At 70.2% G+C, this 19,329-nt stretch carries 19 protein-coding genes; 12 read left to right on the top strand and 7 right to left on the bottom strand.

Features of this window, described 5'->3' with window-relative positions; translation table 11 throughout:
* Genes ACORQU_RS02405 through pdxH form a run of 4 tightly spaced genes read right to left on the bottom strand, consistent with a single transcriptional unit; the run spans position 1 to position 2,210 of the window.
* Positions 1–798, bottom strand: a complete 798-nt coding sequence (locus tag ACORQU_RS02405; protein ID WP_491643164.1) for a cobalamin-binding protein — start codon at positions 796–798, stop codon at positions 1–3.
* A 4-nt stretch (positions 799–802) separates the two neighbouring features.
* On the bottom strand, positions 803–1,246 hold the full coding sequence (gene aac(6'), locus ACORQU_RS02410) for an aminoglycoside 6'-N-acetyltransferase (RefSeq protein ID WP_491643166.1): 444 nt from the start codon (positions 1,244–1,246) through the stop codon (positions 803–805).
* Positions 1,243–1,596 carry a YqfO family protein gene (locus ACORQU_RS02415; RefSeq protein WP_491643168.1) on the bottom strand — a complete coding sequence of 118 codons (354 nt, stop codon included), beginning with the start codon at positions 1,594–1,596 and terminating at the stop codon, positions 1,243–1,245. Before ACORQU_RS02415 ends, aac(6') begins: the two co-directional genes overlap by 4 nt.
* Entirely contained in the window at positions 1,593–2,210 is a 618-nt protein-coding gene (pdxH, locus tag ACORQU_RS02420) for a pyridoxamine 5'-phosphate oxidase (RefSeq protein ID WP_491643170.1), read from the bottom strand. Before pdxH ends, ACORQU_RS02415 begins: the two co-directional genes overlap by 4 nt.
* 49 nt (positions 2,211–2,259) lie before the next feature.
* Between pdxH and ACORQU_RS02425 the strand changes: the two genes are divergently transcribed.
* From ACORQU_RS02425 to hemE, 6 genes are all read left to right on the top strand, one after another.
* Entirely contained in the window at positions 2,260–3,069 is an 810-nt protein-coding gene (locus tag ACORQU_RS02425; protein WP_491643172.1) for a kinase, read from the top strand.
* A gap of 61 nt (positions 3,070–3,130) precedes the next feature.
* The gene (locus ACORQU_RS02430; RefSeq protein ID WP_491643174.1) at positions 3,131–3,676 is read left to right on the top strand and encodes a shikimate kinase; all 546 of its coding nucleotides are present in this window, start codon (positions 3,131–3,133) and stop codon (positions 3,674–3,676) included.
* The gene (gene aroB, locus ACORQU_RS02435) at positions 3,673–4,785 is read left to right on the top strand and encodes a 3-dehydroquinate synthase (RefSeq protein WP_491643176.1); all 1,113 of its coding nucleotides are present in this window, start codon (positions 3,673–3,675) and stop codon (positions 4,783–4,785) included. Before ACORQU_RS02430 ends, aroB begins: the two co-directional genes overlap by 4 nt.
* A gap of 55 nt (positions 4,786–4,840) precedes the next feature.
* Entirely contained in the window at positions 4,841–5,098 is a 258-nt protein-coding gene (locus ACORQU_RS02440) for a WGR domain-containing protein (RefSeq protein ID WP_271646789.1), read from the top strand.
* A gap of 2 nt (positions 5,099–5,100) precedes the next feature.
* The gene (locus tag ACORQU_RS02445; protein WP_491643178.1) at positions 5,101–5,658 is read left to right on the top strand and encodes a GNAT family N-acetyltransferase; all 558 of its coding nucleotides are present in this window, start codon (positions 5,101–5,103) and stop codon (positions 5,656–5,658) included.
* 29 nt (positions 5,659–5,687) lie between these two features.
* The gene (gene hemE, locus ACORQU_RS02450) at positions 5,688–6,758 is read left to right on the top strand and encodes a uroporphyrinogen decarboxylase (protein WP_491644931.1); all 1,071 of its coding nucleotides are present in this window, start codon (positions 5,688–5,690) and stop codon (positions 6,756–6,758) included.
* Positions 6,759–6,770: 12 nt separating this feature from the next.
* Here the strand turns inward: hemE and ACORQU_RS02455 are convergent, their stop codons facing one another.
* Together ACORQU_RS02455 and ACORQU_RS02460 are read right to left on the bottom strand one after the other, a co-directional pair.
* Positions 6,771–10,304, bottom strand: a complete 3,534-nt coding sequence (locus ACORQU_RS02455; RefSeq protein ID WP_491643180.1) for a sensor histidine kinase — start codon at positions 10,302–10,304, stop codon at positions 6,771–6,773.
* A 79-nt stretch (positions 10,305–10,383) separates the two neighbouring features.
* Positions 10,384–13,932, bottom strand: coding sequence for a sensor histidine kinase (locus ACORQU_RS02460; RefSeq protein WP_491643182.1), 3,549 nt, complete (start codon positions 13,930–13,932; stop codon positions 10,384–10,386).
* A gap of 200 nt (positions 13,933–14,132) precedes the next feature.
* Between ACORQU_RS02460 and ACORQU_RS02465 the strand changes: the two genes are divergently transcribed.
* The 4 genes from ACORQU_RS02465 (at position 14,133) to ACORQU_RS02480 (ending at position 16,584) form a co-directional block, all read left to right on the top strand.
* Positions 14,133–14,819 (top strand): YceI family protein, encoded by a 687-nt coding sequence (locus tag ACORQU_RS02465; RefSeq protein ID WP_491643184.1) that lies wholly within the window; start codon positions 14,133–14,135, stop codon positions 14,817–14,819.
* On the top strand, positions 14,816–15,400 hold the full coding sequence (locus ACORQU_RS02470) for a cytochrome b (RefSeq protein WP_491643186.1): 585 nt from the start codon (positions 14,816–14,818) through the stop codon (positions 15,398–15,400). The genes ACORQU_RS02465 and ACORQU_RS02470 overlap by 4 nt, the downstream gene beginning before the upstream one ends.
* Before the next feature lie 4 nt (positions 15,401–15,404).
* A complete protein-coding gene (locus ACORQU_RS02475) occupies positions 15,405–15,974 on the top strand; it encodes a YceI family protein (protein WP_491643188.1) in 570 nt (189 codons plus the stop codon).
* A gap of 208 nt (positions 15,975–16,182) precedes the next feature.
* Positions 16,183–16,584: a nuclear transport factor 2 family protein gene (locus tag ACORQU_RS02480; RefSeq protein WP_491643190.1), complete on the top strand. Its 402-nt coding sequence runs from the start codon at positions 16,183–16,185 to the stop codon at positions 16,582–16,584.
* A gap of 6 nt (positions 16,585–16,590) precedes the next feature.
* On the opposite strand, the gene ACORQU_RS02485 is transcribed toward ACORQU_RS02480, so the two are convergent.
* Positions 16,591–16,821, bottom strand: coding sequence for a glutaredoxin family protein (locus ACORQU_RS02485; RefSeq protein WP_491644933.1), 231 nt, complete (start codon positions 16,819–16,821; stop codon positions 16,591–16,593).
* A gap of 179 nt (positions 16,822–17,000) precedes the next feature.
* On the opposite strand from ACORQU_RS02485, the gene ACORQU_RS02490 reads away from it, so the two are divergent.
* Both ACORQU_RS02490 and ACORQU_RS02495 read left to right on the top strand, forming a co-directional pair.
* Positions 17,001–17,726 carry a GntR family transcriptional regulator gene (locus tag ACORQU_RS02490; protein ID WP_491643192.1) on the top strand — a complete coding sequence of 242 codons (726 nt, stop codon included), beginning with the start codon at positions 17,001–17,003 and terminating at the stop codon, positions 17,724–17,726.
* A gap of 31 nt (positions 17,727–17,757) precedes the next feature.
* Positions 17,758–19,140, top strand: coding sequence for an L-serine ammonia-lyase (locus tag ACORQU_RS02495; RefSeq protein ID WP_491643193.1), 1,383 nt, complete (start codon positions 17,758–17,760; stop codon positions 19,138–19,140).
* Positions 19,141–19,329: the final 189 nt, after the last annotated feature.

Consider the following 19,329-nt stretch of genomic DNA (forward strand, 5'->3'; position numbering starts at 1 on the left):
TCAGCAGTCCGTCCGCTGTGCCCAGGCCTGGATGATCGCGGCGATCGCCTGCACGCCGTCGGTCAGCGCGGCCGGACCGGGCTGCAGGATCAGCGGCGATTTGATCTCGTGCAGCTGGCCGTCGCGCACGGCAGGAATGGCATCCCAACCAGGGCGCGCGGCGACCTGTTCCGGACGAAAGCGCTTGCCGCACCAGGAGCCCAGGATGATGTCCGGGGCCGCGGCAATCACCGGCGCGCCATCGGCCAGGATGCGCCCCTTCGCCAGCGGTTCGCGCGACAGCGCGGGGAAGGCGTCGCGGCCGCCCGCGATCTCGATCAGTTCGGCCACCCACTGGATGCCGGTGATCAGGGGCGTGTCCCACTCCTCGAAGTAGACGGTCGGCCGGCGCAGCAGCTGTGCGGCCTGCGCGCGGATCACATCCAGGCCGCGTTCGAGCGCATCGGCATACACCTCGGCGCGTGCCGCGCAGCCCACCAGCGCACCGAGCCGGCGCACGTAGTCGATGATGCCGGCCACGCTGCGATGGTTGGCGATCCACACCTCCACCCCGGCCTTGACCAGCGCGGCGGCGATGTCGGCCTGGATGTCGGAAAAGCCGATGGCCAGATCCGGCTTGAGCGCCAGGATCTGGTCGATCTTCGCGCTGGTGAACGCGGCGACCTTGGGCTTCTCGCGCCGCGCCTGCGGTGGGCGCACGGTAAAGCCGCTGATGCCGACGATGCGGTCCTGCTGGCCCAGCGCGTACAGGGTTTCGCAGGGTTCCTCGGTCAGGCAGACGATGCGCTGCGGGCCCATCGCCTCAGAGCGCCATGCGGAAGTAGACGACGCGCTCGGTTTCCTCGAACCCGCAGGCCGCATGTGCGCGCTGCGCGGCCAGATTGTCCAGTGTCGCGTCGGACGCCAGTTCGGTGCAGCCCTGCGCGCCGGCCCAGTCGCGGACCGCGGCCAGCAACGCGCGCCCGATGCCGCGCCCGCGCCAGGCCTCGCTGACGTACCAGCCTTCCAGGAACCCGACCGGCGAGGAATCGGTCCCGTTGACGTGGTCCTGGCGCAGGGTTGCTTCGGCGAACCCCACCGCTACGCCGTCGGCGAAGGCGATGAAGTTGCTGGCATCGGCGCGCTGCAAGGCCTCGGCCACGTTGCCGACCGCATCGGTTTCATCCGGCCACAGCGCGCGACGCAACTGCACCCAGGCACGCAGGTCGCCGCCGCTGGCGGCGCGGATCGAGAAGACCTCGCTCAAGGCAACGGAAACAGCGATTCGTCGACGAACACCGCCGGCACTTCCCAGGGATGGGCGACGTTGATCGCCTGCAGGACGCGCTCCAGGCGGTCCGCATCACGGGTGATGCTGCATTCCAGGCGCACGGTCGGGTCGGCGGTCAGCGCTCCCGCGCTGCCCACGGTGGGCGTGGCCTGGGGACCGGGACGGAATTGTTCGGTCCCCGGTGCCGAGGTCCACATCACCTCGCGGTAGTGGCCGATGGACAGATCGTCCGCCGCGCAGATCGCGGCCTTGACCGCCTCGACCTCGGCCGGCGGCACGAACACGGTGATCCGGTACACCGGCAGCAGCTGCAGCGTGGCGCTCAAGGGAACAGCATCCGCTTGGACCAGCTGCCGTCGGCGGCGCGTTCATAGCGCCAGCGCTCATGCAGGCGGAACTTGGCGCCGTACCAGAACTCGAAGCTGTCCGGCACCACGCGAAACCCCGTCCAGCCATCCGGGCGCGGCACCTCACCGCCTTCGAACTCAACTTGCACCTGGGCCAGGCGATCCTCGAAGTCCTCCTCGCTCTCCAGCGTGTGCGACTGCGCCGAGGCCCAGGCCCCCAACTGGCTTTCACGCGCACGGGTGGCGAAGTAGGCATCGGCCTCCTCGTCGGCCACCAGCTGCACCGCGCCCTCGATGCGCACCTGGATGCCGGCCTCGCGCAAGGTCCGCCACAGCAGCAGCAGCGCCGCGCGTGGATTGGCTTGCAGTTCCTGGCCCTTCTGGCTGTCCAAATGGCTGTAGAACACGAAGCCACGCGCATCGTGCGCCTTGAGCAGCACGGTGCGCACCGAAGGACGCCCGGCCAGGGTCGCGGTGGCCACGCTCATGGCGTTGTACTCGGGCTCAGCGGTGCTCTGGCTGGCCTCCAGGTAAAGCTCGGAGAACGTGGCCAGGGCTTCGGCATACAGATCGACTTGGACGTCTTCGCTCATCACGATTGAACTTGGCAGCGGCCCGCAGGCGGTGCGCTATTGTCGCCCGATGACGTCCCACGCGCACGGCTTCCCCGCATCGCTGGTCTGCCAAGCCCTGCGCAGCGCCCTCGCACTGCCACGCGCGCTCCCGGTGTGGGGCTTGTCGGCCTTGCAGGGCACCGGCAAGTCGACCCTGGCCGCACAGCTGGCCCAGGCCGCGCACGGCCAAGGCCTGCGGGTCGCGGTGCTGTCGCTGGACGACTTCTACCTGACCCGCGGCGCCCGAGAGGCACTCGCGCGCCAGGTCCATCCCCTGCTGGAAACCCGAGGCCCCCCTGGCACCCATGACCTGCCGCTGGCCCTGCACACGCTGCAGGCCCTGCGCGAAGGCCGCCCGGTGGCGCTGCCGCGCTTCGACAAGCTTGCCGACGATCGCCTGCCCGAACGCGACTGGCCACGCCTCGATGCGCCGGTGCACCTGGTGATCTTCGAAGGCTGGTGCCTGGGCACGCCGGCGCAGGCGACCGGCCCGTTGGTCACGCCGATCAACACACTGGAACGCGAGGAGGACGCGCAAGGCGTCTGGCGCGGCTACTGCAACGCCACCTTGGCCCGCGACTACCCCGCGCTATGGGCGACCTGCGACAGCCTGTGGTTCCTGCAGCCGCCCGGCTTCGACCCTGTCCTGGACTGGCGCTGGCAGGCCGAACAACGCTTGCAGGCCACCCAGCCCGGGCGCACCGCCATGACCCGCTCGCAGCTCGAGCGCTTCGTCCAACACTACGAGCGCATCAGCCGCCACGCGCTGGCGACCCTGCCGACCATCGCCGACCATGTGGTCCGCGTCGATGCACAGCGGCACGTGCTCGCTGGCTGACGCGGTTTCGCCTGCAACGGTCGTGGCCGGTGCCGGGGTGCCGCCGCTATCATCGACCCCGATGAATCCCGCACCCAATCTCGTGATGGTCGGCCCGATGGGCGCCGGCAAGACCTCCATCGGACGCCGGATCGCCGAGCGTTTCAGCCTGGATTTCGTGGACGTGGACCACGCCGTGATCGAAGAAAACGGCGCCAGCATCCCGGCGATCTTCGAGGCCGTCGGCGAAGCCGGCTTTCGCGCCCGCGAGCACACCGCCCTGGCCCGGCTGCTCGACGGCGAGGGCCAGGTAGTGGCCAGCGGCGGCGGCGCGGTGCTGGATCCGGCCAACCGGGCCCTGATGCGCGAGCGCGGCTTTGTGGTCTATCTGCACGTCGGGGTGGAGACCCAGCTGGCCCGCGTGGGCCGCGACCGCAACCGTCCGCTGCTGCAGGGCGTGGACCGTCGCGAGGTGCTGACCCGACTGTTGGAGGTTCGCGACCCGCTCTACCGCGAGGTCGCCGACCTGGTGCTCGATGCCGACCGACTGACGCCGGGCGAGGCCACCGCCGCACTGGTGGGGCGGCTGGCGCGCGAATGGCAGCGCAGCGGGGTGGATGCTTCATGAAACACGCGATGCAGACCGTCCACGTCCACGGCGCGGTGCCCTATGACATCCACATCGGCCCCGGCCTGGTCGGCGACGGTGGCGCCCTGGCCGCGCACGCACGTGGACGCCACGCGCTGGTGGTGTCCGACTCCCACGTCGCCCCGCTGTACGCGCAGGCGCTGGAAGACGCCTTGCTGGCTGCGCGCCCGGACCTCAGGCTCGCCCGGTTTGTTCTGCCGGCCGGCGAGGAATCCAAGACCCTGGTCCACTTCGGCGGTGCGATCGAAGCGTTGGCCACGCTGGGTGCCACCCGCGATGCCTGCGTGTTCGCGCTGGGCGGTGGCGTGGTCGGCGACCTGGCCGGCTTCGCCGCTGCGTGCTGGATGCGCGGGGTGGATGTGGTCCAGGTGCCGACCACGCTGCTGTCGATGGTCGACTCCTCGGTGGGGGGCAAGACCGCGGTGGACATTCCGCAGGGCAAGAACCTGGTCGGGGCCTTCCATCCGCCGCGCGCGGTGTTCGCCGATACCGCCGCGCTGGCCACGCTGCCGCCGCGCGAGATTCGCGCCGGCTTGGCCGAGGTGATCAAGTACGGCGCGCTCGGCGATCCATTGTTCTTCGAGTGGCTGGAGGCCGAGCGCCAGCCGCTGCTCGATGGCGACGCCGGCGCGCTGGCCACCGCCATCGCCCGCAGCTGCGAGGCCAAGGCGGCGATCGTGGCGCGCGATCCGCTGGAAAAGGGCGAGCGCGCCCTGCTCAACCTGGGCCACACCTTCGGCCATGCCATCGAGACCGAGCAGGGCTATGGCGGGGTGGGCAACGACAACCTCAACCATGGCGAGGCGGTCGCGGTGGGCATGGTGCTGGCGGCGACCCTCTCGGCCCGCCTGGACATGAGCCCGGCCGAGGACACCGCGCGCCTGGTGGCGTTGCTCGAAGCCTACGGACTGCCCACGCGCGTCCCCGCCGGCCTGTCGCCCGAGGCGCTGCTGGGGCGCATGCGCCTGGACAAGAAGAACATCGCCGGGCGCCTGCGTCTGGTGCTGTGGCGCGGCATCGGCCAGGCCGAGGTCGTCCCGGACGTGGACGAGGTCCAGGTGCTGCCGGTCCTGGCCGGCATGGGCTGAACCGCCCGGCCCGCCGGACGCGGGCCTTGCGGCGGCCTGCGATAAACTCGGCGCCATGCGCGTCTTCCTCCAGCAACACCCCGCCGCCGGCGAATCGCCCCGCTACCTGCAGCTGACCCTGCAGCCCGACCTGTTCGGCGGCTGGGAGCTGCTGCGCGAGAGCGGCCAAATCGGCGGACGCGGCCAACTGCGCCGCGAGCAGTACCTGGCCCAGGCCGAGGCCACCGCCGCCTTCGAGAAGGCCCGCGACACCCACCTCAAGCGCGGTTTCCAGGTCATGTTCGTGCGTGGCGCCGACGCCCCGCGGGCCTAGCGATGCAAGCGGTTCTCGAAACCGGGCGCCTGCTGCTGCGCCCGTACGTGCTCGCCGATGCGGCTCAGGTGCAGCGTCTGGCCGGCGACGCGCGCGTGGCCGACACCACGGCCAATATCCCCCACCCTTATCCCGATGGCGCGGCGCAGACCTGGATCGCCGGGCTGGCGGCGGCCTTCGCCGCCGGCACCCGCATCGTCTACGCGGCGACCCTGCGACAGGACGGCGCCGTGATCGGCACCGTCGCCCTGCACGACATCGTCCCGGCCCATGCGCGGGCGATGCTGGGCTACTGGATCGGCGTGCCGTACTGGGGCCAGGGGTATGCCACCGAAGCGGTGCGATGCCTGATCGACCATGGCCATGCCGCGCACGGCCTGAGCCGCATCGGCGGGGCATGTTTGGCGCGCAATCCCGCCTCGGCGCGGGTCATGGAAAAAGCCGGCCTGCGCGCCGAAGGCCGCCTGGTCGCGCACGAATGCAAGCACGGGGTCTTCGAGGACCTGTTGCTGTACGGCCTGGTCCTGCCCGGTCGCGTCCCCTCGCACTCACCCGCCTGATCCCTCTTTACGGAAGACCTGCCTTGTCCCTGCCCCCGCTCAAGAACGACCGCCTGCTGCGCGCCCTGCGCCGCCAGCCCACCGACCGGACGCCCGTGTGGCTGATGCGCCAGGCCGGCCGCTACCTGCCCGAATACCGCGCCACACGCGCCAAGGCCGGCAGCTTCCTGGGCATGGCCAAGAATCCCGAGATCGCCTGCGAGATCACCCTGCAGCCGCTGCGCCGCTTTCCGCTGGATGCCGCGATCCTGTTCTCCGACATCCTGACCATCCCCGATGCGATGGGCCTGGAGCTGTACTTCGTCGAAGGCGAAGGCCCCAAGTTCCGCCACACCGTGCGCAGCGCGGCCGAGGCCGCCAGGCTGGGCGTGCCGGACATGGAGACCGAGCTGCGCTACGTGATGGACGCGGTGCGCCTGATCCGCCGCGAACTGGACGGCAGCGTGCCGCTGATCGGTTTCTCCGGCAGCCCGTGGACCCTGGCCTGCTACATGGTCGAAGGCGGCGGCAGCAAGGACTACGCCCGGATCAAGGCCATGGCGCTCAACGACCCGGACACCCTGCACGCGCTGCTCAAGGTCAACACCGATGCGGTGATCGCCTACCTGGGCGCGCAGCGCGCGGCCGGCGCGCAGGCGCTGCAGGTGTTCGATACCTGGGGCGGCGTGCTGAGCCCGGCGATGTACCGCGAATTCTCCCTGCCCTATCTGCAGCGCATCGCCGCCGAACTGGAGCGTGGCGACGGCGAGGACCGCGCGCCCCTGATCCTGTTCGGCAAGGGCAATGCCGCGCATCTGGAAGCCCTGGCCGCCTCCGGCACCGACGCGGTCGGCGTGGACTGGCTGGTGGAACTGGGCGAGGCCCGGCGCCGCACGGGCGGCAGCGTCGCCCTGCAAGGCAACCTGGACCCGGCCGTGGTCTACGGATCGCCCGAGGCCATCGCTCGTGAGGTCGCCGTGGTGCTGGACAGCTACGCCGCTGCCAACGGCGGCAACCGCGACGGCCACGTGTTCAACCTGGGCCACGGCATGTCCCCGGACATGAACCCCGACCACGTCGCCGCCCTGGTCGAAGCCGTGCAACGACACAGCGCGCGCTGAGGCGCCTGCCATTCAGCCTGACGCAGCTGCCCGCTGCGCGGCCGCCTCCAATGCCGCCGCCATCGCCTCGCCCAGCAGTTCGCCGGTGACCGGCTTGCGCAGGAAGCCATCGAAACCGGCCTGGCGGGCCAGGGCCTCGGCCTGGCCGTCGGCACGGGCGGTCACCGCCAGCAGCGGCAGGGGCATGCCCTGTAGGCGGAACTGCCGAGCCAAGGCCAGGCCATCCATGCCGGGCAGGTCCAGGTCGAGCAGGGCGATGTCGAACCGGGCCAGCGCAGCCTCGGTCAGGGCGGCCAAGCCATGCGGGACCGCGCGCACCTGGTGCCCGCGGGCCTGGAGCAGGCCGGTGATGACCTCGGCAATGGTGGCATCGTCTTCCACCAGCAACACCGACAGCGCGCCGGCGGCTTCTGGTGCGAGCGGGCGTAGCAGTGCGCGCGGTGCGGCGGCGGCGGGCAGCGGCAGCTCGACCAGGAAGCGCGTGCCCTGCCCTGGCGTGCTCTGCACCTGGATGCGTCCGCCCATGGCCACGGCCAGTTCCTGACAGATCGCCAGCCCCAGGCCGCTCCCACCGTAGCGGGCGGCGGTGCGCGCGCCTTCGGCCTGCTCGAAGCGTTGGAACAGGCGCGCCTGCTGCTCGGCGCTCATGCCCGGGCCGGTGTCCTGGATCGACAGGAGCACCCCGCCGCCGACCAGTGCAGACGCGTGCAGGTCGACCCGGCCGTGCTCGGTGAACTTGATCGCGTTGCCGAGCAGGTTGAGCAAGATCTGGCGCACCCGCCCCGGGTCGCCGCGCAGCCAGGTCGGCACCGCAGGATCGACCGTGCACGCGAAGTCCAGACCGCGCTGGGTCGCCAGGGGGGCACTCAGCGCGGCGACGCCGTCGAGCAGCTCACCCAGGTCGAAATCCTGCTGGTCCAGTTCCAGCTTCCCCGCCTCGATGCGGGCCAGGTCGAGCGCGTCGTTGACTAGGCGTAGCAGATGCGTCCCGGCCTTCTGGATGGCGGTGGTATAGCCGCGCTGGCGGGGATCCAGGGCCGTGCCCAGGAGCAGCTCGCTCATGCCCAGCACGCCGGTCATGGGCGTGCGGACCTCGTGCCCCAGGGTCGCCAGGAAATGGCTCTTGGCCTGCGAGGCCTGTTCGGCGAGCTGGCGCTTGTGCTGGGCCAGGTTCCATGCCGTGCGTCGGCGCACGCGCTCGCGATACAGCCAGGCGCACAGGGCCAGCCCCAAGGCCACCGCAGCGGTCAGCAGGGCGATGCCCGTCGCGCTGCGCCACCACGGCGGGTCCACCGTGAAGTGCAGCCGATGCACGCGCGAAGCATTAGCGCCGGTGTCGAAGCCCTGCAATTCCAGCGTGTAGGCGCCCGGCGCCAGCGCCGACAGCACCCGATCGCCACTGGCGCCCTGGGACACCCAGTCCGGGTCCAGCCCGACCAGGCGGCTGCGATAGCGGTTGCCGCCCGGGTCGTCGAAGGCCAGCAGGCGTGCGCTGACCCGCAGTTCACGGTCGCCGGGCAGCAGCCGGGGCGAAGCGTCGGGCAAGACCACCACCGCGCCGCCACGCACCACCGTCGGCGGCTGGACCAGCAGCGGCGGGGTCATGGGCGGGCGATCAGGCAGCTTGGGGTCGATCAGGACCAGCGCGCCGTCGCTGGTGGTGCTGGCCAGCACGCCGGTATCCAGCCGATACAGGCAGAAGTCCAGGAATTCCTGGCTGGGCAGGCCGTCGCGCACGCCAAAGATGCGGATGTGGCCGCTGGCCGGATCGACGCGCAGCAGCCCGCGCTGGGTGGCCACCCACAGCCGCCCTTGATCATCGCGTTGCATGCCGTTGGCCGGAACGCTCGGCAGTCCCTCGCGAATGGTGCGATCCAGGGTCCACCGCTTTCCGCGATGCACCCAGCGCTCCAGTTGGCCTTCGCGAAACAGCCACACCACGTCGGCAGATTCGGGGACGAAGCCGGAGACGTCTTCCTCGCCGGTGATGCCTTGCAGCGGCACAGGCGCACGGCGTTCGGGATCCCAGCGCAGGATGCCGGTGGCACTGGCCACCCACGGCTCGCCGTCCGCCCCCGGGCTGAGCTGGGCAAAGGCCAGATCCTCACCCGTGGACGGGTGGTTGCGGATCTCGTCCAGGACCTCGCCGCTGCGCCCGTCACGGCGCTGGACCATCCCGGCCACGCCGACCCAGACATCCCCGCGCGGGTCTTCCATCAGCGCCTCGGGCGCCATGCCGTAGCCGGGATAGCGCTCGATCCGCCAGCGTTTGCGCTCGCCGGTCACCGGGTCGAAGCGCGCCAGATGGCTGGGCCGGTGCCCCAGCCAGACCTGGCCGCGACGGTCCTCCAGGCCAGTGGAGGGCGCCATGCCCTTGAGCTGGCGGTCGCGCATGGCACTCAGGCCGACATCGCCGCTGCGCGTATCGAACTGCTCCAGCGCGCCGTCGCCATCGATCCGCCAGAGCATGCCATCGGCACCGGGCGCCACCGAACAGTAAGGACTGATCGCCGTGCCCTTCACCGGGGGAATCACCGCCAGTCGGCGCCAGCTGGCCGGCACATAGGCCAGGCCCTTGCCCATCACCGACACCCACGTCCCGGCGCCAGGGACCTGCTGGAAGGCCGGAACGTAGCGATTGGCGAACAGCGCATCGCGATCACGCACCGGCTGCGGCGCGCGCTGGCCGTGGGTCAGCCACAGGCCCTGGGACGTGCCCAGCCAGTATTCGCCCCGGCCGGCATCGCCCACAGACACGATCTGGTTCTCCTCCTCGAACATGGAGGCCCAGCGCGGCACCCGCCACGGCCCGGTGGGCCCCAGCATGGCCGGGCCCCAGGCGCCGGATGCCCACAGCGTGTCGCCCACGCGCATCAGCAGCGGCGCGGGATGCGCCGGCTGCTCGTCGGCGGCCGGCTTCATCACCTTGCCGTCCTGGATGTAGGCCATGCCGTCGATGGTGCCCACCCACAGCCGCCCGCGCGCGTCGCTGGCCAGCGAGATGACCTCGTCCGAGGGCAGGGCCCCGCCGGTGTTCTCTTTGTCGAAGCGGGTCAGCGCGCCATCTGGGGTGACCCGGTACAGGCCACCGCCATTGGTGCCGAACCAGACATCCGCGCCCTGCCCGCCGATGGCGTACACATCGTCGCTGTGCATCTGCCGCTGGTGGTCGGTGTCGTAGCGCACGAACCTCTTGCGCTCGGCATCGAGCACGCTGACCCCGGCGCCAGCGACCCAGATCCGGTCCTGGTCATCGATGTACAACGCCTGGGTGAGGTTGCTGGAGATCGACGCCGGATCGCGTGGATCGTGTTGCCACACGTCGAACTCGGTCCCGTCGTAGCGCGCCAGGCCGTCATAGGTCGCCAGCCACAGGTAGCCCTGCCGATCCAGCGCCAGCGCCGAGACCGTGGCCGAAGGCAGGCCCTGGGCCACGCCGGTCAGGCGGAACACCGGGCGCTGGACAACCTGCGCCTGCACCGACGCGCAGCAGCCCAGCATCCACACCAGCAATGCGGCGCGCAGCAGCGCACGCAATCCATCCATGTGTTCGAGCTCGTCCGTTCTGGGGTGCCTGACCGGCATCCTCGCAACCGGGCTGAGCCGGCGCAACCGAGGCCGCTACCTAGCCGTCCGCCTGGTTGCGCCGCAGGGCCGCCACGCGCTGGGCGGCCGCCATCGCCTCGGCCAGCATCTCGCCGGTGACCGGCTTGCGCAGGAACCCGTCGAAGCCGGCCTCGCGCGTCTGCACCTCGGCCTCGCCGTCGGCACGCGCGGTCACCGCCAGCAGGGGCGCGGCAAACCCCTGCGTGCGCAACTGTCGCGCCAGTCCCAGCCCATCCATGCCGGGCAGGTCCAGGTCCAGCAGGCCGATATCGAACTGCCCCACCACCACCTCGGTCAGTGCCGCCAGGCCATGGCTCACCGCCTTGACCGTGTGGCCGCGCGCCTGCAGCAGGCCGGTGATCACCTCGGCGATGGTGGCATCGTCCTCCACCAGCAGGACCGACAGGGCCTGGCCATCGACGATGGGCCGGTCCTGCGCGGTCTCGGGCACACCGCGGCTGGCGGTCGGCAATGGCAATTCGACCAAGAATCGCGTGCCCTGCCCCGGCAGGCTCTCCACGCTGATCCGGCCGCCCATCGCGCCGGCCAGCTCCTGGCTGATCGCCAGGCCCAGCCCGCTGCCGCCGTAACGCGCCGAGGTCCGCGCCCCATCGGCCTGCTCGAACCGCTGGAACAGCCGCTGCACCTGGTCGGCGCCGATGCCCGGCCCGGTATCGCTGACCACCAGTCGCACGCCCTGGGCCCCGGCGCCCAGCGGCATGGCCTGCAAGCGGACCGATCCGTGTTCGGTGAACTTCACCGCATTGCCCAGCAGGTTGAGCAGGATCTGGCGGACCCGGCCCGGATCGCCGCGCACCGCGTCGGGCAGGTTGGACGCCACGACGCTGGAAAAGGCCAGGCCGCGTTTCTCGGCCATGGGCGCCACCAGGGCCACGACCCCGTCCAGCAGTTCGCGCAGGTCGAAATCCTGCTGGTCCAGCTCCAGTCGGCCGGCCTCGATCCGGGCCAGGTCCAGGGCGTCGTTGACCAGGCGCAGCAGGTGGGTGCCGGCGTCCTGGATCGAGCGGGTGTAGCGGTGCTGGCGCGCATCCAGCGGCGTGGACAGCAGCAGTTCGCTCATCCCCAGCACGCCGGTCATCGGCGTGCGCACCTCGTGCCCCAGCGTGGCCAGGAACCGGGTCTTGGCCTGCGAGGCCTGTTCGGCGACCGCGCGCTTGTGCTGGTCCAGTTGCCAGGCGTGGCGCCGGCGCAGGCGCAGGCGGTACAGCCACGCGGCCCAGGCCAGCAGCAGCACCGACAGCAGGGTCAATCCGGCCAGTCCCCACGGGCTGCGCCACCATGGCGGCAGCACCCGGAAGCGCAGCGTGCGCACGTCAGACCACACCCCGTCGCTGCTGCGCCCCTGCACGTCCAGCGTGTAACTCCCTGCCGGCAGACGCGAGAACAGACGCTCGCCCTGCGTGCCCACGTCCACCCAGCCCGGATCGTAGTCGCTGAGGCGAAACCGATAGTCCATGTCGTTGGAACTGGAGAAGGACAGCAGGCGCGCCACCACGTGCAGATCACGATCCTCGCTGCGCAGCACCAGCATCTGCTGATGGGTCAGGTCCAGGCCCTCTTCACCGCGCCGCACCCCGACGAACTCCAGCTGCAGGGCGGGCTTGCGCGTGGAAGGCTTGAGCTGGGCCGGATCGAACAGCACCAGTCCGTCGGGCGTGGCCGCCGAGATCTGGCCACTGGTGGCCTGCACCAGGGTGCGCTCGCGCAGTTCCGGACTGGGCAGCCCGTCGCGCACGCCGTACTGGCGCACCTGTCCGTGGATCGGGTCGGTCCGCGCCAGGCCCCGGGCCGAACTGGTCCAGACGATCCCCTCTGCATCGACGACCATGCCGGTCGGGGCGATGGCGGGAAACTGCTGATCGGTGCCGATGACCTGTTCACGGGCCAGGCGATGGCCATCCCAGCCGGCGCGCAGCAGCTGGCCCATCTGCCCGATCCACAGGGTCCGCTGGCCGTGAAAGGCCAGCGAGAACACCGGCTCCCCGCCCAGGCCGGGGACCGCATGCACCTGCGCGCCGTCGGCATCGACCCGCATCACCCCCTTGTCGGTCCCCAGCCACACGTGCGCCTGCGGGCCGCAGACCATGGACTGGACGAACCCGCCAAGCGGGAACGCCGCCGTGGTCGGTTTGAGCTGGTGCAGGACATGCCCTTCCAGGTCGCGTTGCTGAAGACCGCCCACCCGGTCGTACAACCACACGGTCCGGCCACAGGCGGCGGCCAGTTCCACGCGCCCGGGCATGGCAGGATCGAGGTCCTGCCCGGCGCTCCAGCGCTGCACGCCATGCGTCTGGGGGTCGTAACGCTGCAGTTGTCCGGGCATGGTGATCCACACCCGTCCACGCGCATCCACGGTCACGGTCTGCGGCCACTGCACCGGGTCGATCACCCGCAGGTGGTGCACGATCCGGCCGGTGCGGGGATCCAGCCAGTCCAGGGCGCCGCGGGTGCCGGCCAGCCATAGCCCGCCGTCGGCCGCCGGCGCGCTGGCCAGGACGTAAGGGTTGTACATCGTGTCCGGATCGTCGGCCTCGTTGGTGAGCACGGCGAACTGGCGCCAGCTGGCCGGCAGGTGCCACAGGTTGGCGTTGAGGCTGGCGAACCACAGACCGCCATCGCGGTCCTGGAAGCCGGTGACCCAGTTGGGCTTGACGATGCCATGCGCCGAGACGCTGTAGAGCGGCACGTTCTCGATCCGCCCATCCTTGAGCACGCCCAGGCCCGAGGCGGTGTCCAGCCAGTAGGTGCCTGCGCGGTCGTGCAGCAGGGTCTGCAGGACCGGCACCGAGGAGGTCGATGCCCAGGGCTGCTGCACGTAGCGCCCGTCGGGCGTGCGCAATACCGCCCCGCGATCGGTGGCGATCCAGATCCGTCCATCGGGCTCGACGCCGATGCGGTTGATGATCTGCGAGGGCAAGGCAGCGGCCGGAACCCGTTCGAAGTCGTGTCCGGTCCAGCGGGCCGCTCCGCCTTGCGTGCCGATCCACAGGCTGCCATCGGCGGCGACGGCCATGTGCACGACGTTGGGATCGGGCAGGCTGCGCGCCTCGCCCTTGACCGGCATGTAGCGCTCGAACCGCCCGTCTGGCGTGCGCCGGGTCAAGCCACCACCGGAGGTCCCGAACCACAGGCTGCCGTCGGGCGTGGCGGCGATGCACCAGATGGTGTTGCTGCCCAGAGCCGGCGTGTTGTCGCGATCGTGGAAAGTAAAGGCCTTGCGGGCCGGGTCCAGTTCGGCGATGCCCGCATTCTCGGTGCCGATCCACAGGCGGTTCCCGTCATCGACGTGCACCGCCCAGACCAGGTTGTCGCGCAGGCCATCCTCGAGCCGCCAGACGCGGAAGCCACGGCCGTCATAGCGGGCCAGGCCATCGTAGGTCGCCATCCACAGATAGCCCAGGCGATCCTCGGCAAAGGCATTGACGCGCCCGCTGGGCAGGCCGTCGGCGACACCGAGCTGCCGTGGTTGCGGGGTCAGCGGGACCACGGCGTGGGCCACGCCGGCCCAGGCCAGCATGGCCCACAGCACGATGATGATTGCCCGCATCCGGTCCTTTCCCCATGGCCTGCACACGCGTCCATCGCGCCCGGCCAAAGCCGGCCCGGCGCATGCGCGGGGCCCATCGTGCAAGCAAGCACGACCGCGTGGCAACCATGGGGGCTCGCGCGGCGCCATGACACGCCACGCAATGGCCTGTTGCGCACAGGCGCGGCACTCCGGCCGCGCCAGGTGTCTAGAATCCCCCCATGGACATTCCGCACCGCCCCGGGTTTTGCGCACGTCTCACCCTCTTGCTGGCCTGTGCGCTGGCCAGCAGTGCCGCCACGGCGGCCACCCAGACCTACGCACTCGACCCGGTTCACACCCGGGTGCTGTTCGCCATTTCCCACGCCGGTTTCTCGCAGGCGATGGGGACGGTCTCGGGCAGCACCGGACTGGTGGAGTTCGATCCGGACGACTGGGCCTCGGCGCGCGTGGAGGTCAGCGTCCCGCTGGACCGCGTGGACCTGGGCGACGCGGCCTGGAACAAGGCGGTCCTGGCCGGCAATCTGCTGGATGCGGCCGACCATCCGCAGGCGCGCTTTGTCTCCACCCGGGTCGTCGCCCACGATGCGACCCACGCCGAGGTGCTCGGCGAGCTGACCCTGCATGGCGTCACCCGGCCGGTCACATTGATGGTGACCTTCAACCAGCTCAAGCGTCATCCGCTGCCGCCGTTCCGGCGCACCGCCGGCTTTTCCGCCACGGCCACCATCAGCCGCGCCGCATTCGGCATCACCGCCTGGAAGTCGGTCATCGGCGATACGGTGCAGTTGACCATCCAGGCGGAAGCCACGCGCACCCGCGAAGACTTCGACGATGCCGCACCGGCCTCCGACGCGTCCGCGCCCGCCACCACCGCTCCCTCCTCCCAGGATCCCGCCACACCATGACCCGACCCAACGCCCAGCGCTGGGGTGCGGTCAGCCAGACCCTGCACTGGCTGATCGTGCTGCTGATCACCGCCCTGGCCATCGTCGGCCTGACCATGGACGATCTGCCCAAGACGCCGAAGTACTTCTGGGTGTTCACCGCGCACAAGTCGGTGGGTATCACCGTGCTGGTGCTGGTCGTGCTGCGCCTGGCCTGGCGCCTGTATGCCGGCGCGCCGCGGCCGGTCCCCGGCACACCGGGCTGGCAGCACACCATCGCCTCTCTCACCCACGTGCTGCTGTACGTGCTGATGTTCGCCATGCCGCTGTCGGGGTGGATGTTCGACTCGGCCAGTGGGCTGCGGCCGTTCAAGTTCTTCGGCCTGTTCAATATGCCCAAGCTGGTCGCGCCCGACGACCAGTTGCGCCACCTGTCCCACCAGGTGCACGAATGGGGGTTCTACGTCCTGCTGACCCTGGTCGTGCTGCATGCCGGCGCGGCCTTCTACCACCACCTGTTCCAGGGCGATGCCACGCTGGCGCGCATGCTGCCGCGCGGTTGGCTGCGCACGGCCGACACTCCCACTCCGACCAAGGACTGACCCGATGTCCCGCACCCTGCTTCCCCCTGCCCTGACCGCCGCCGCGCTGGTCGCGGCCTTTGCCACCGCACCCGCAAAGGCGGCCGACTTCACCCAGGCCCCCGGCTCCACGCTGGTGTTCGCCACCAGTTACGACGGGGAGACCTTTACCGGCAAGTTCGGTGGGTTCGACACCAAGGTCAGCTTCGACCCGATGCGGCCGGACCTGGGCACGCTGGAGGTCACCATCCGCCTGGCCGGCACGGCCACCGGCAACAACGACCGCGACACCACCCTGGTCGGCACGGACTTCTTCAACGTGGCCAAGTACGCGCAGGCCACCTACAGCGCCAAGGGCTTCAAACCGCTGGGCGGCAACCGCTACAGCACCGACGGCACCCTGACCCTGCGTGGGGTCTCCAAGCCGGTGACCTTCACCTTCCTGTGGACCGGCGGTGCGACCCCCGTGCTCACCGGCAAGGCCACGGTCAAGCGTCTGGCCTTCGGTGTGGGCGATGGGGACTGGAAGGACACCGACACCCTGCCGGACGCGGTGGCGATCAGCACCAAGGTCCTGCTCAAGCCGGCCAACTGATCCGACCCGCCACGAATGTGATTGCGCGCCGGGCCAAGCCCGGCGCGCTGCGTTTGCTCCCGCGCCGCATTGCCGGAAGGCAGGGTGACTTCCGGTCCGCGCGAGGCCCATGGCCGGCGCGCGATGCTCGCCAGGCCAACCACGCAGGGACACCCACATGCATCTCCGCCACGCGCTCCTTCCTCTCGGTGCGGCTCTGCTGCTGTCAATGACAGGCACCAGCGGCGCGGCCACACCCGCCACCGCGCAGGACGCCCTGCGCCAGTACGTGCAGGCTGAATCGAGCTTCGACCTGGAGGCCTTGCGCGCCGTGCTGGACCCGCACTTCGTCGAGACCAGTCCGCTCGGCCAGGTCGATGACCACGACGCGGTGCTGTCGTTCTACGCGCCGGACAAGAAGGTGGCGGCTCCACCCGTCGAGTTGACCGACCTGGTCGTCCACGACCATGGAGACACGGCCATCCTCACTGCGCAGTTGCGCTATACCGTCCCCGGGCATGCGATGACGCTCGCCCTGGGCGCCACGGCACAGCGCACGCCACAGGGCTGGCACCTGCTGTCGGCGCAATACACGCCCGTCCGCGCACAGCAGCCCCCAAAGGCACCCTGACTCAGCTCACTTCCGCAGAAAGGTCTGCACCAGGGCGACATCGAATGGCCAGTCCAGCTCGCGCCCATCCTCGGCGTCGCGCAGGACCGGCACGCGCAGGCCATAGCGCGCCTCCAGCGCGGCGTCGGCATCGATGTAGCAGGTCTCGAAATCCGGCAGTCGCGCGACAGCCAACACGTCCAAGGCCAGGTCGCACAGATGGCAGTCATCACGCTGGTAGAGCAGATAGGCAGGCATGGCGGTCACGGTCCAAACAGGTGCCTGTGGTAACCCGACGCCCCCGGCGGCGTCGAGGCCCACCGCATCGCAGCCCGCCCTGAAGCCCCGCAGCTCACCCCTTAAAAATCGAAATTAATCTCGAAATTCGCGCCTACAATGGGACTCACCCCGGCAAGACGCGAAGAAATTTCGATTTTATGGACATCGCCGTGCTCGGCACCCACGCCAGCCGCATCCACCAGCAGCTGCGCCACGACATCGTGCGCGGACAGCTCAAGGCCGCCTCCAAGCTGAAGCTGGTCGAGCTGCAGCAGCGCTACCGGATCGGCCTGGCGCCGCTGCGCGAGGCGCTGTCGCGGCTGTGCGGAGAGCAGTTGGTGGTCAGCGCCGACCAGCGTGGATTCTGGGTGGCGGCGCTGTCGCTGCAGGAGCTGGACGATATCGCCAAGGTGCGCGTGCTGGTGGTCAACGAAGCCATGAACGACTCCATCGTCCATGGCGACGCGGCCTGGGAAGCCCAGGTCTCCAGCGCGCTGGCCGCGCTGGCCGAGATCGAACGCGACCTGTCCGGCAGCAGCACCCAGCCGCCGGGTGACGTGCTCGATGCGCTGGAAGCCCGCAACTTCGCCTTCCACCGCGCGTTGCTGGGCGCGTGCCGCTCGCCCTGGCTGCTGCGCCTGCAGGACATGTTCTACCACCAGGCCGAGCGCTACCGGTATGCGGCCCTGCCGCGCTCGCGCGACAAGCGCTTTTCCCTGGACGAGCACATCGCCATCGCCGACGCCGCCCTGGCCCGCAACGTGATCAAGGCCTGCCGCCTGCACGACGAGCACATGGCGCGCACCCAGGCCAGCGTGCGCGCCGCGCTGGAACAACACCTGCAGCGCCAGGACGCGCCGCCGCAGGCGCGCGCTGGGCGCTGAACTTTTCCTTCTTTTCTTTTCGGATCTCACCGTGGCTGTCAGTACCTTCGACCTGTTCAAGATCGGCATCGGACCGAGTTCTTCCCACACCGTGGGCCCCATGCGCGCCGGGGCGCGCTTCGTGTCGCGCTGGCTGGCCCAGCCCGGCCGCCTGGATGAAGTGGTCCGCGTGCGGGCCGAGGTGTTCGGCTCGCTGGCCCTGACCGGGCGCGGCCATGGCACCGACAAGGCGCTGCTGCTAGGCCTGGAAGGCCACCAGCCCAACCTGGTCGACCCCGACCAGATTCCCGCCATCCTCGAGCGCATCAGCGAGCAGGGGCGGCTGATGCTGGGGGGCACCCACAGCATCGCCTTCGTCGACAAGCGCGACCTGGTGATGAACAAGCGCCAGAAGCTGCCGTTCCACACCAACGGCATGCGCTTCACCGCCTACAACGCAGCTGAAGAGGTAGTGGCTACGCGCGATTACTACTCGGTTGGGGGCGGGTTCGTGGTCAACCAGGACGAGGCGGCCGAGGACCGCATCGTCGCCGACGACACGCCGCTGCCCTACCCGTTCGCCAGCGGCGACGAGCTGATCGCGCGCAGCCGCGAGAGCGGCCTGTCCATCGCCCAGCTGATGTTCGAGAACGAGAAGTCCTGGCGCAGCGCCGAAGAGATCCACGCCGGCCTGCGCGAGATCTGGGAGGCGATGCAGGCCTGCCTGGCGCGTGGCATCCGCCAGGAGGGCTCCCTGCCCGGTGGCCTGCATGTCTCGCGCCGCGCCCCGGCCCTGCACCGCGAACTGTCGGCCAAGCCCGAGGCCGCCATGCGCGATCCGCTGACCACCCTGGACTGGGTCAACCTGTACGCCCTGGCGGTCAACGAGGAGAACGCCGCCGGCGGCCGCGTGGTCACCGCCCCCACCAACGGCGCGGCCGGCATCATCCCGGCGGTACTTCACTACTACGACCGATTCTGCCCTGGCAGCAGCGAGCAGCGCATCTTCGATTTTCTGCTGACCGCCGCGGCGGTGGGCATCCTGTACAAGGAAAACGCCAGCATTTCCGGGGCCGAGGTCGGCTGCCAGGGCGAGGTCGGGGTGGCCTGTTCGATGGCCGCCGCCGGCCTGACCGCGGCGCTGGGCGGCAACACCAGCCAGATCGAGAACGCCGCCGAGATCGGCATGGAGCACAACCTGGGCCTGACCTGCGACCCGATCGGCGGGCTGGTGCAGATCCCCTGCATCGAGCGCAACGCGATGGGCGCGGTCAAGGCGATCAACGCCTCGCGCATGGCCATGCGCGGCGACGGCAAGCACAAGGTCTCGCTGGACAAGGTGATCCGCACCATGCGCGATACCGGCCGCGACATGCGCGACAAATACAAGGAAACCAGCCGCGGCGGCTTGGCGGTGAACGTCATCGAGTGCTGACTCGGCCGGCGCGTCGCCTGCCGGTGGCCGCCTTCACGCCAATGCCTGGACGCGTCGTCACACCAAAGGCGTGACAGACGGCCTCCAATCGGCGACAAAGACCACTGCAGCAGCCGGGGGGGCCGGCAGTTGGCGAAGCGGCGCACACCCTCCGGCTACAGCCGGGAGGCGCCGAGCCGCTAACCGTTG

The organism is Pseudoxanthomonas sp. JC1303 (genome assembly GCF_058448525.1).

What these genes read in the sequence shown, in the direction of transcription:
- ACORQU_RS02470 (WP_491643186.1), top strand. Translation starts at nt 14,816, where the DNA reads ATGACCCGACCCAACGCCCAGCGCTGGGGTGCGGTCAGCCAGACCCTG.
- aroB (WP_491643176.1), top strand. Translation starts at nt 3,673, where the DNA reads ATGAAACACGCGATGCAGACCGTCCACGTCCACGGCGCGGTGCCCTAT.
- ACORQU_RS02430 (WP_491643174.1), top strand. Translation starts at nt 3,131, where the DNA reads ATGAATCCCGCACCCAATCTCGTGATGGTCGGCCCGATGGGCGCCGGC.
- ACORQU_RS02465 (WP_491643184.1), top strand. Translation starts at nt 14,133, where the DNA reads ATGGACATTCCGCACCGCCCCGGGTTTTGCGCACGTCTCACCCTCTTG.
- ACORQU_RS02455 (WP_491643180.1), bottom strand. Translation starts at nt 10,304, where the DNA reads ATGGATGGATTGCGTGCGCTGCTGCGCGCCGCATTGCTGGTGTGGATG.
- ACORQU_RS02425 (WP_491643172.1), top strand. Translation starts at nt 2,260, where the DNA reads ATGACGTCCCACGCGCACGGCTTCCCCGCATCGCTGGTCTGCCAAGCC.
- ACORQU_RS02485 (WP_491644933.1), bottom strand. Translation starts at nt 16,821, where the DNA reads ATGCCTGCCTATCTGCTCTACCAGCGTGATGACTGCCATCTGTGCGAC.
- ACORQU_RS02440 (WP_271646789.1), top strand. Translation starts at nt 4,841, where the DNA reads ATGCGCGTCTTCCTCCAGCAACACCCCGCCGCCGGCGAATCGCCCCGC.
- ACORQU_RS02405 (WP_491643164.1), bottom strand. Translation starts at nt 798, where the DNA reads ATGGGCCCGCAGCGCATCGTCTGCCTGACCGAGGAACCCTGCGAAACC.
- pdxH (WP_491643170.1), bottom strand. Translation starts at nt 2,210, where the DNA reads ATGAGCGAAGACGTCCAAGTCGATCTGTATGCCGAAGCCCTGGCCACG.
- ACORQU_RS02445 (WP_491643178.1), top strand. Translation starts at nt 5,101, where the DNA reads ATGCAAGCGGTTCTCGAAACCGGGCGCCTGCTGCTGCGCCCGTACGTG.
- ACORQU_RS02460 (WP_491643182.1), bottom strand. Translation starts at nt 13,932, where the DNA reads ATGCGGGCAATCATCATCGTGCTGTGGGCCATGCTGGCCTGGGCCGGC.
- ACORQU_RS02475 (WP_491643188.1), top strand. Translation starts at nt 15,405, where the DNA reads ATGTCCCGCACCCTGCTTCCCCCTGCCCTGACCGCCGCCGCGCTGGTC.
- ACORQU_RS02490 (WP_491643192.1), top strand. Translation starts at nt 17,001, where the DNA reads ATGGACATCGCCGTGCTCGGCACCCACGCCAGCCGCATCCACCAGCAG.
- ACORQU_RS02480 (WP_491643190.1), top strand. Translation starts at nt 16,183, where the DNA reads ATGACAGGCACCAGCGGCGCGGCCACACCCGCCACCGCGCAGGACGCC.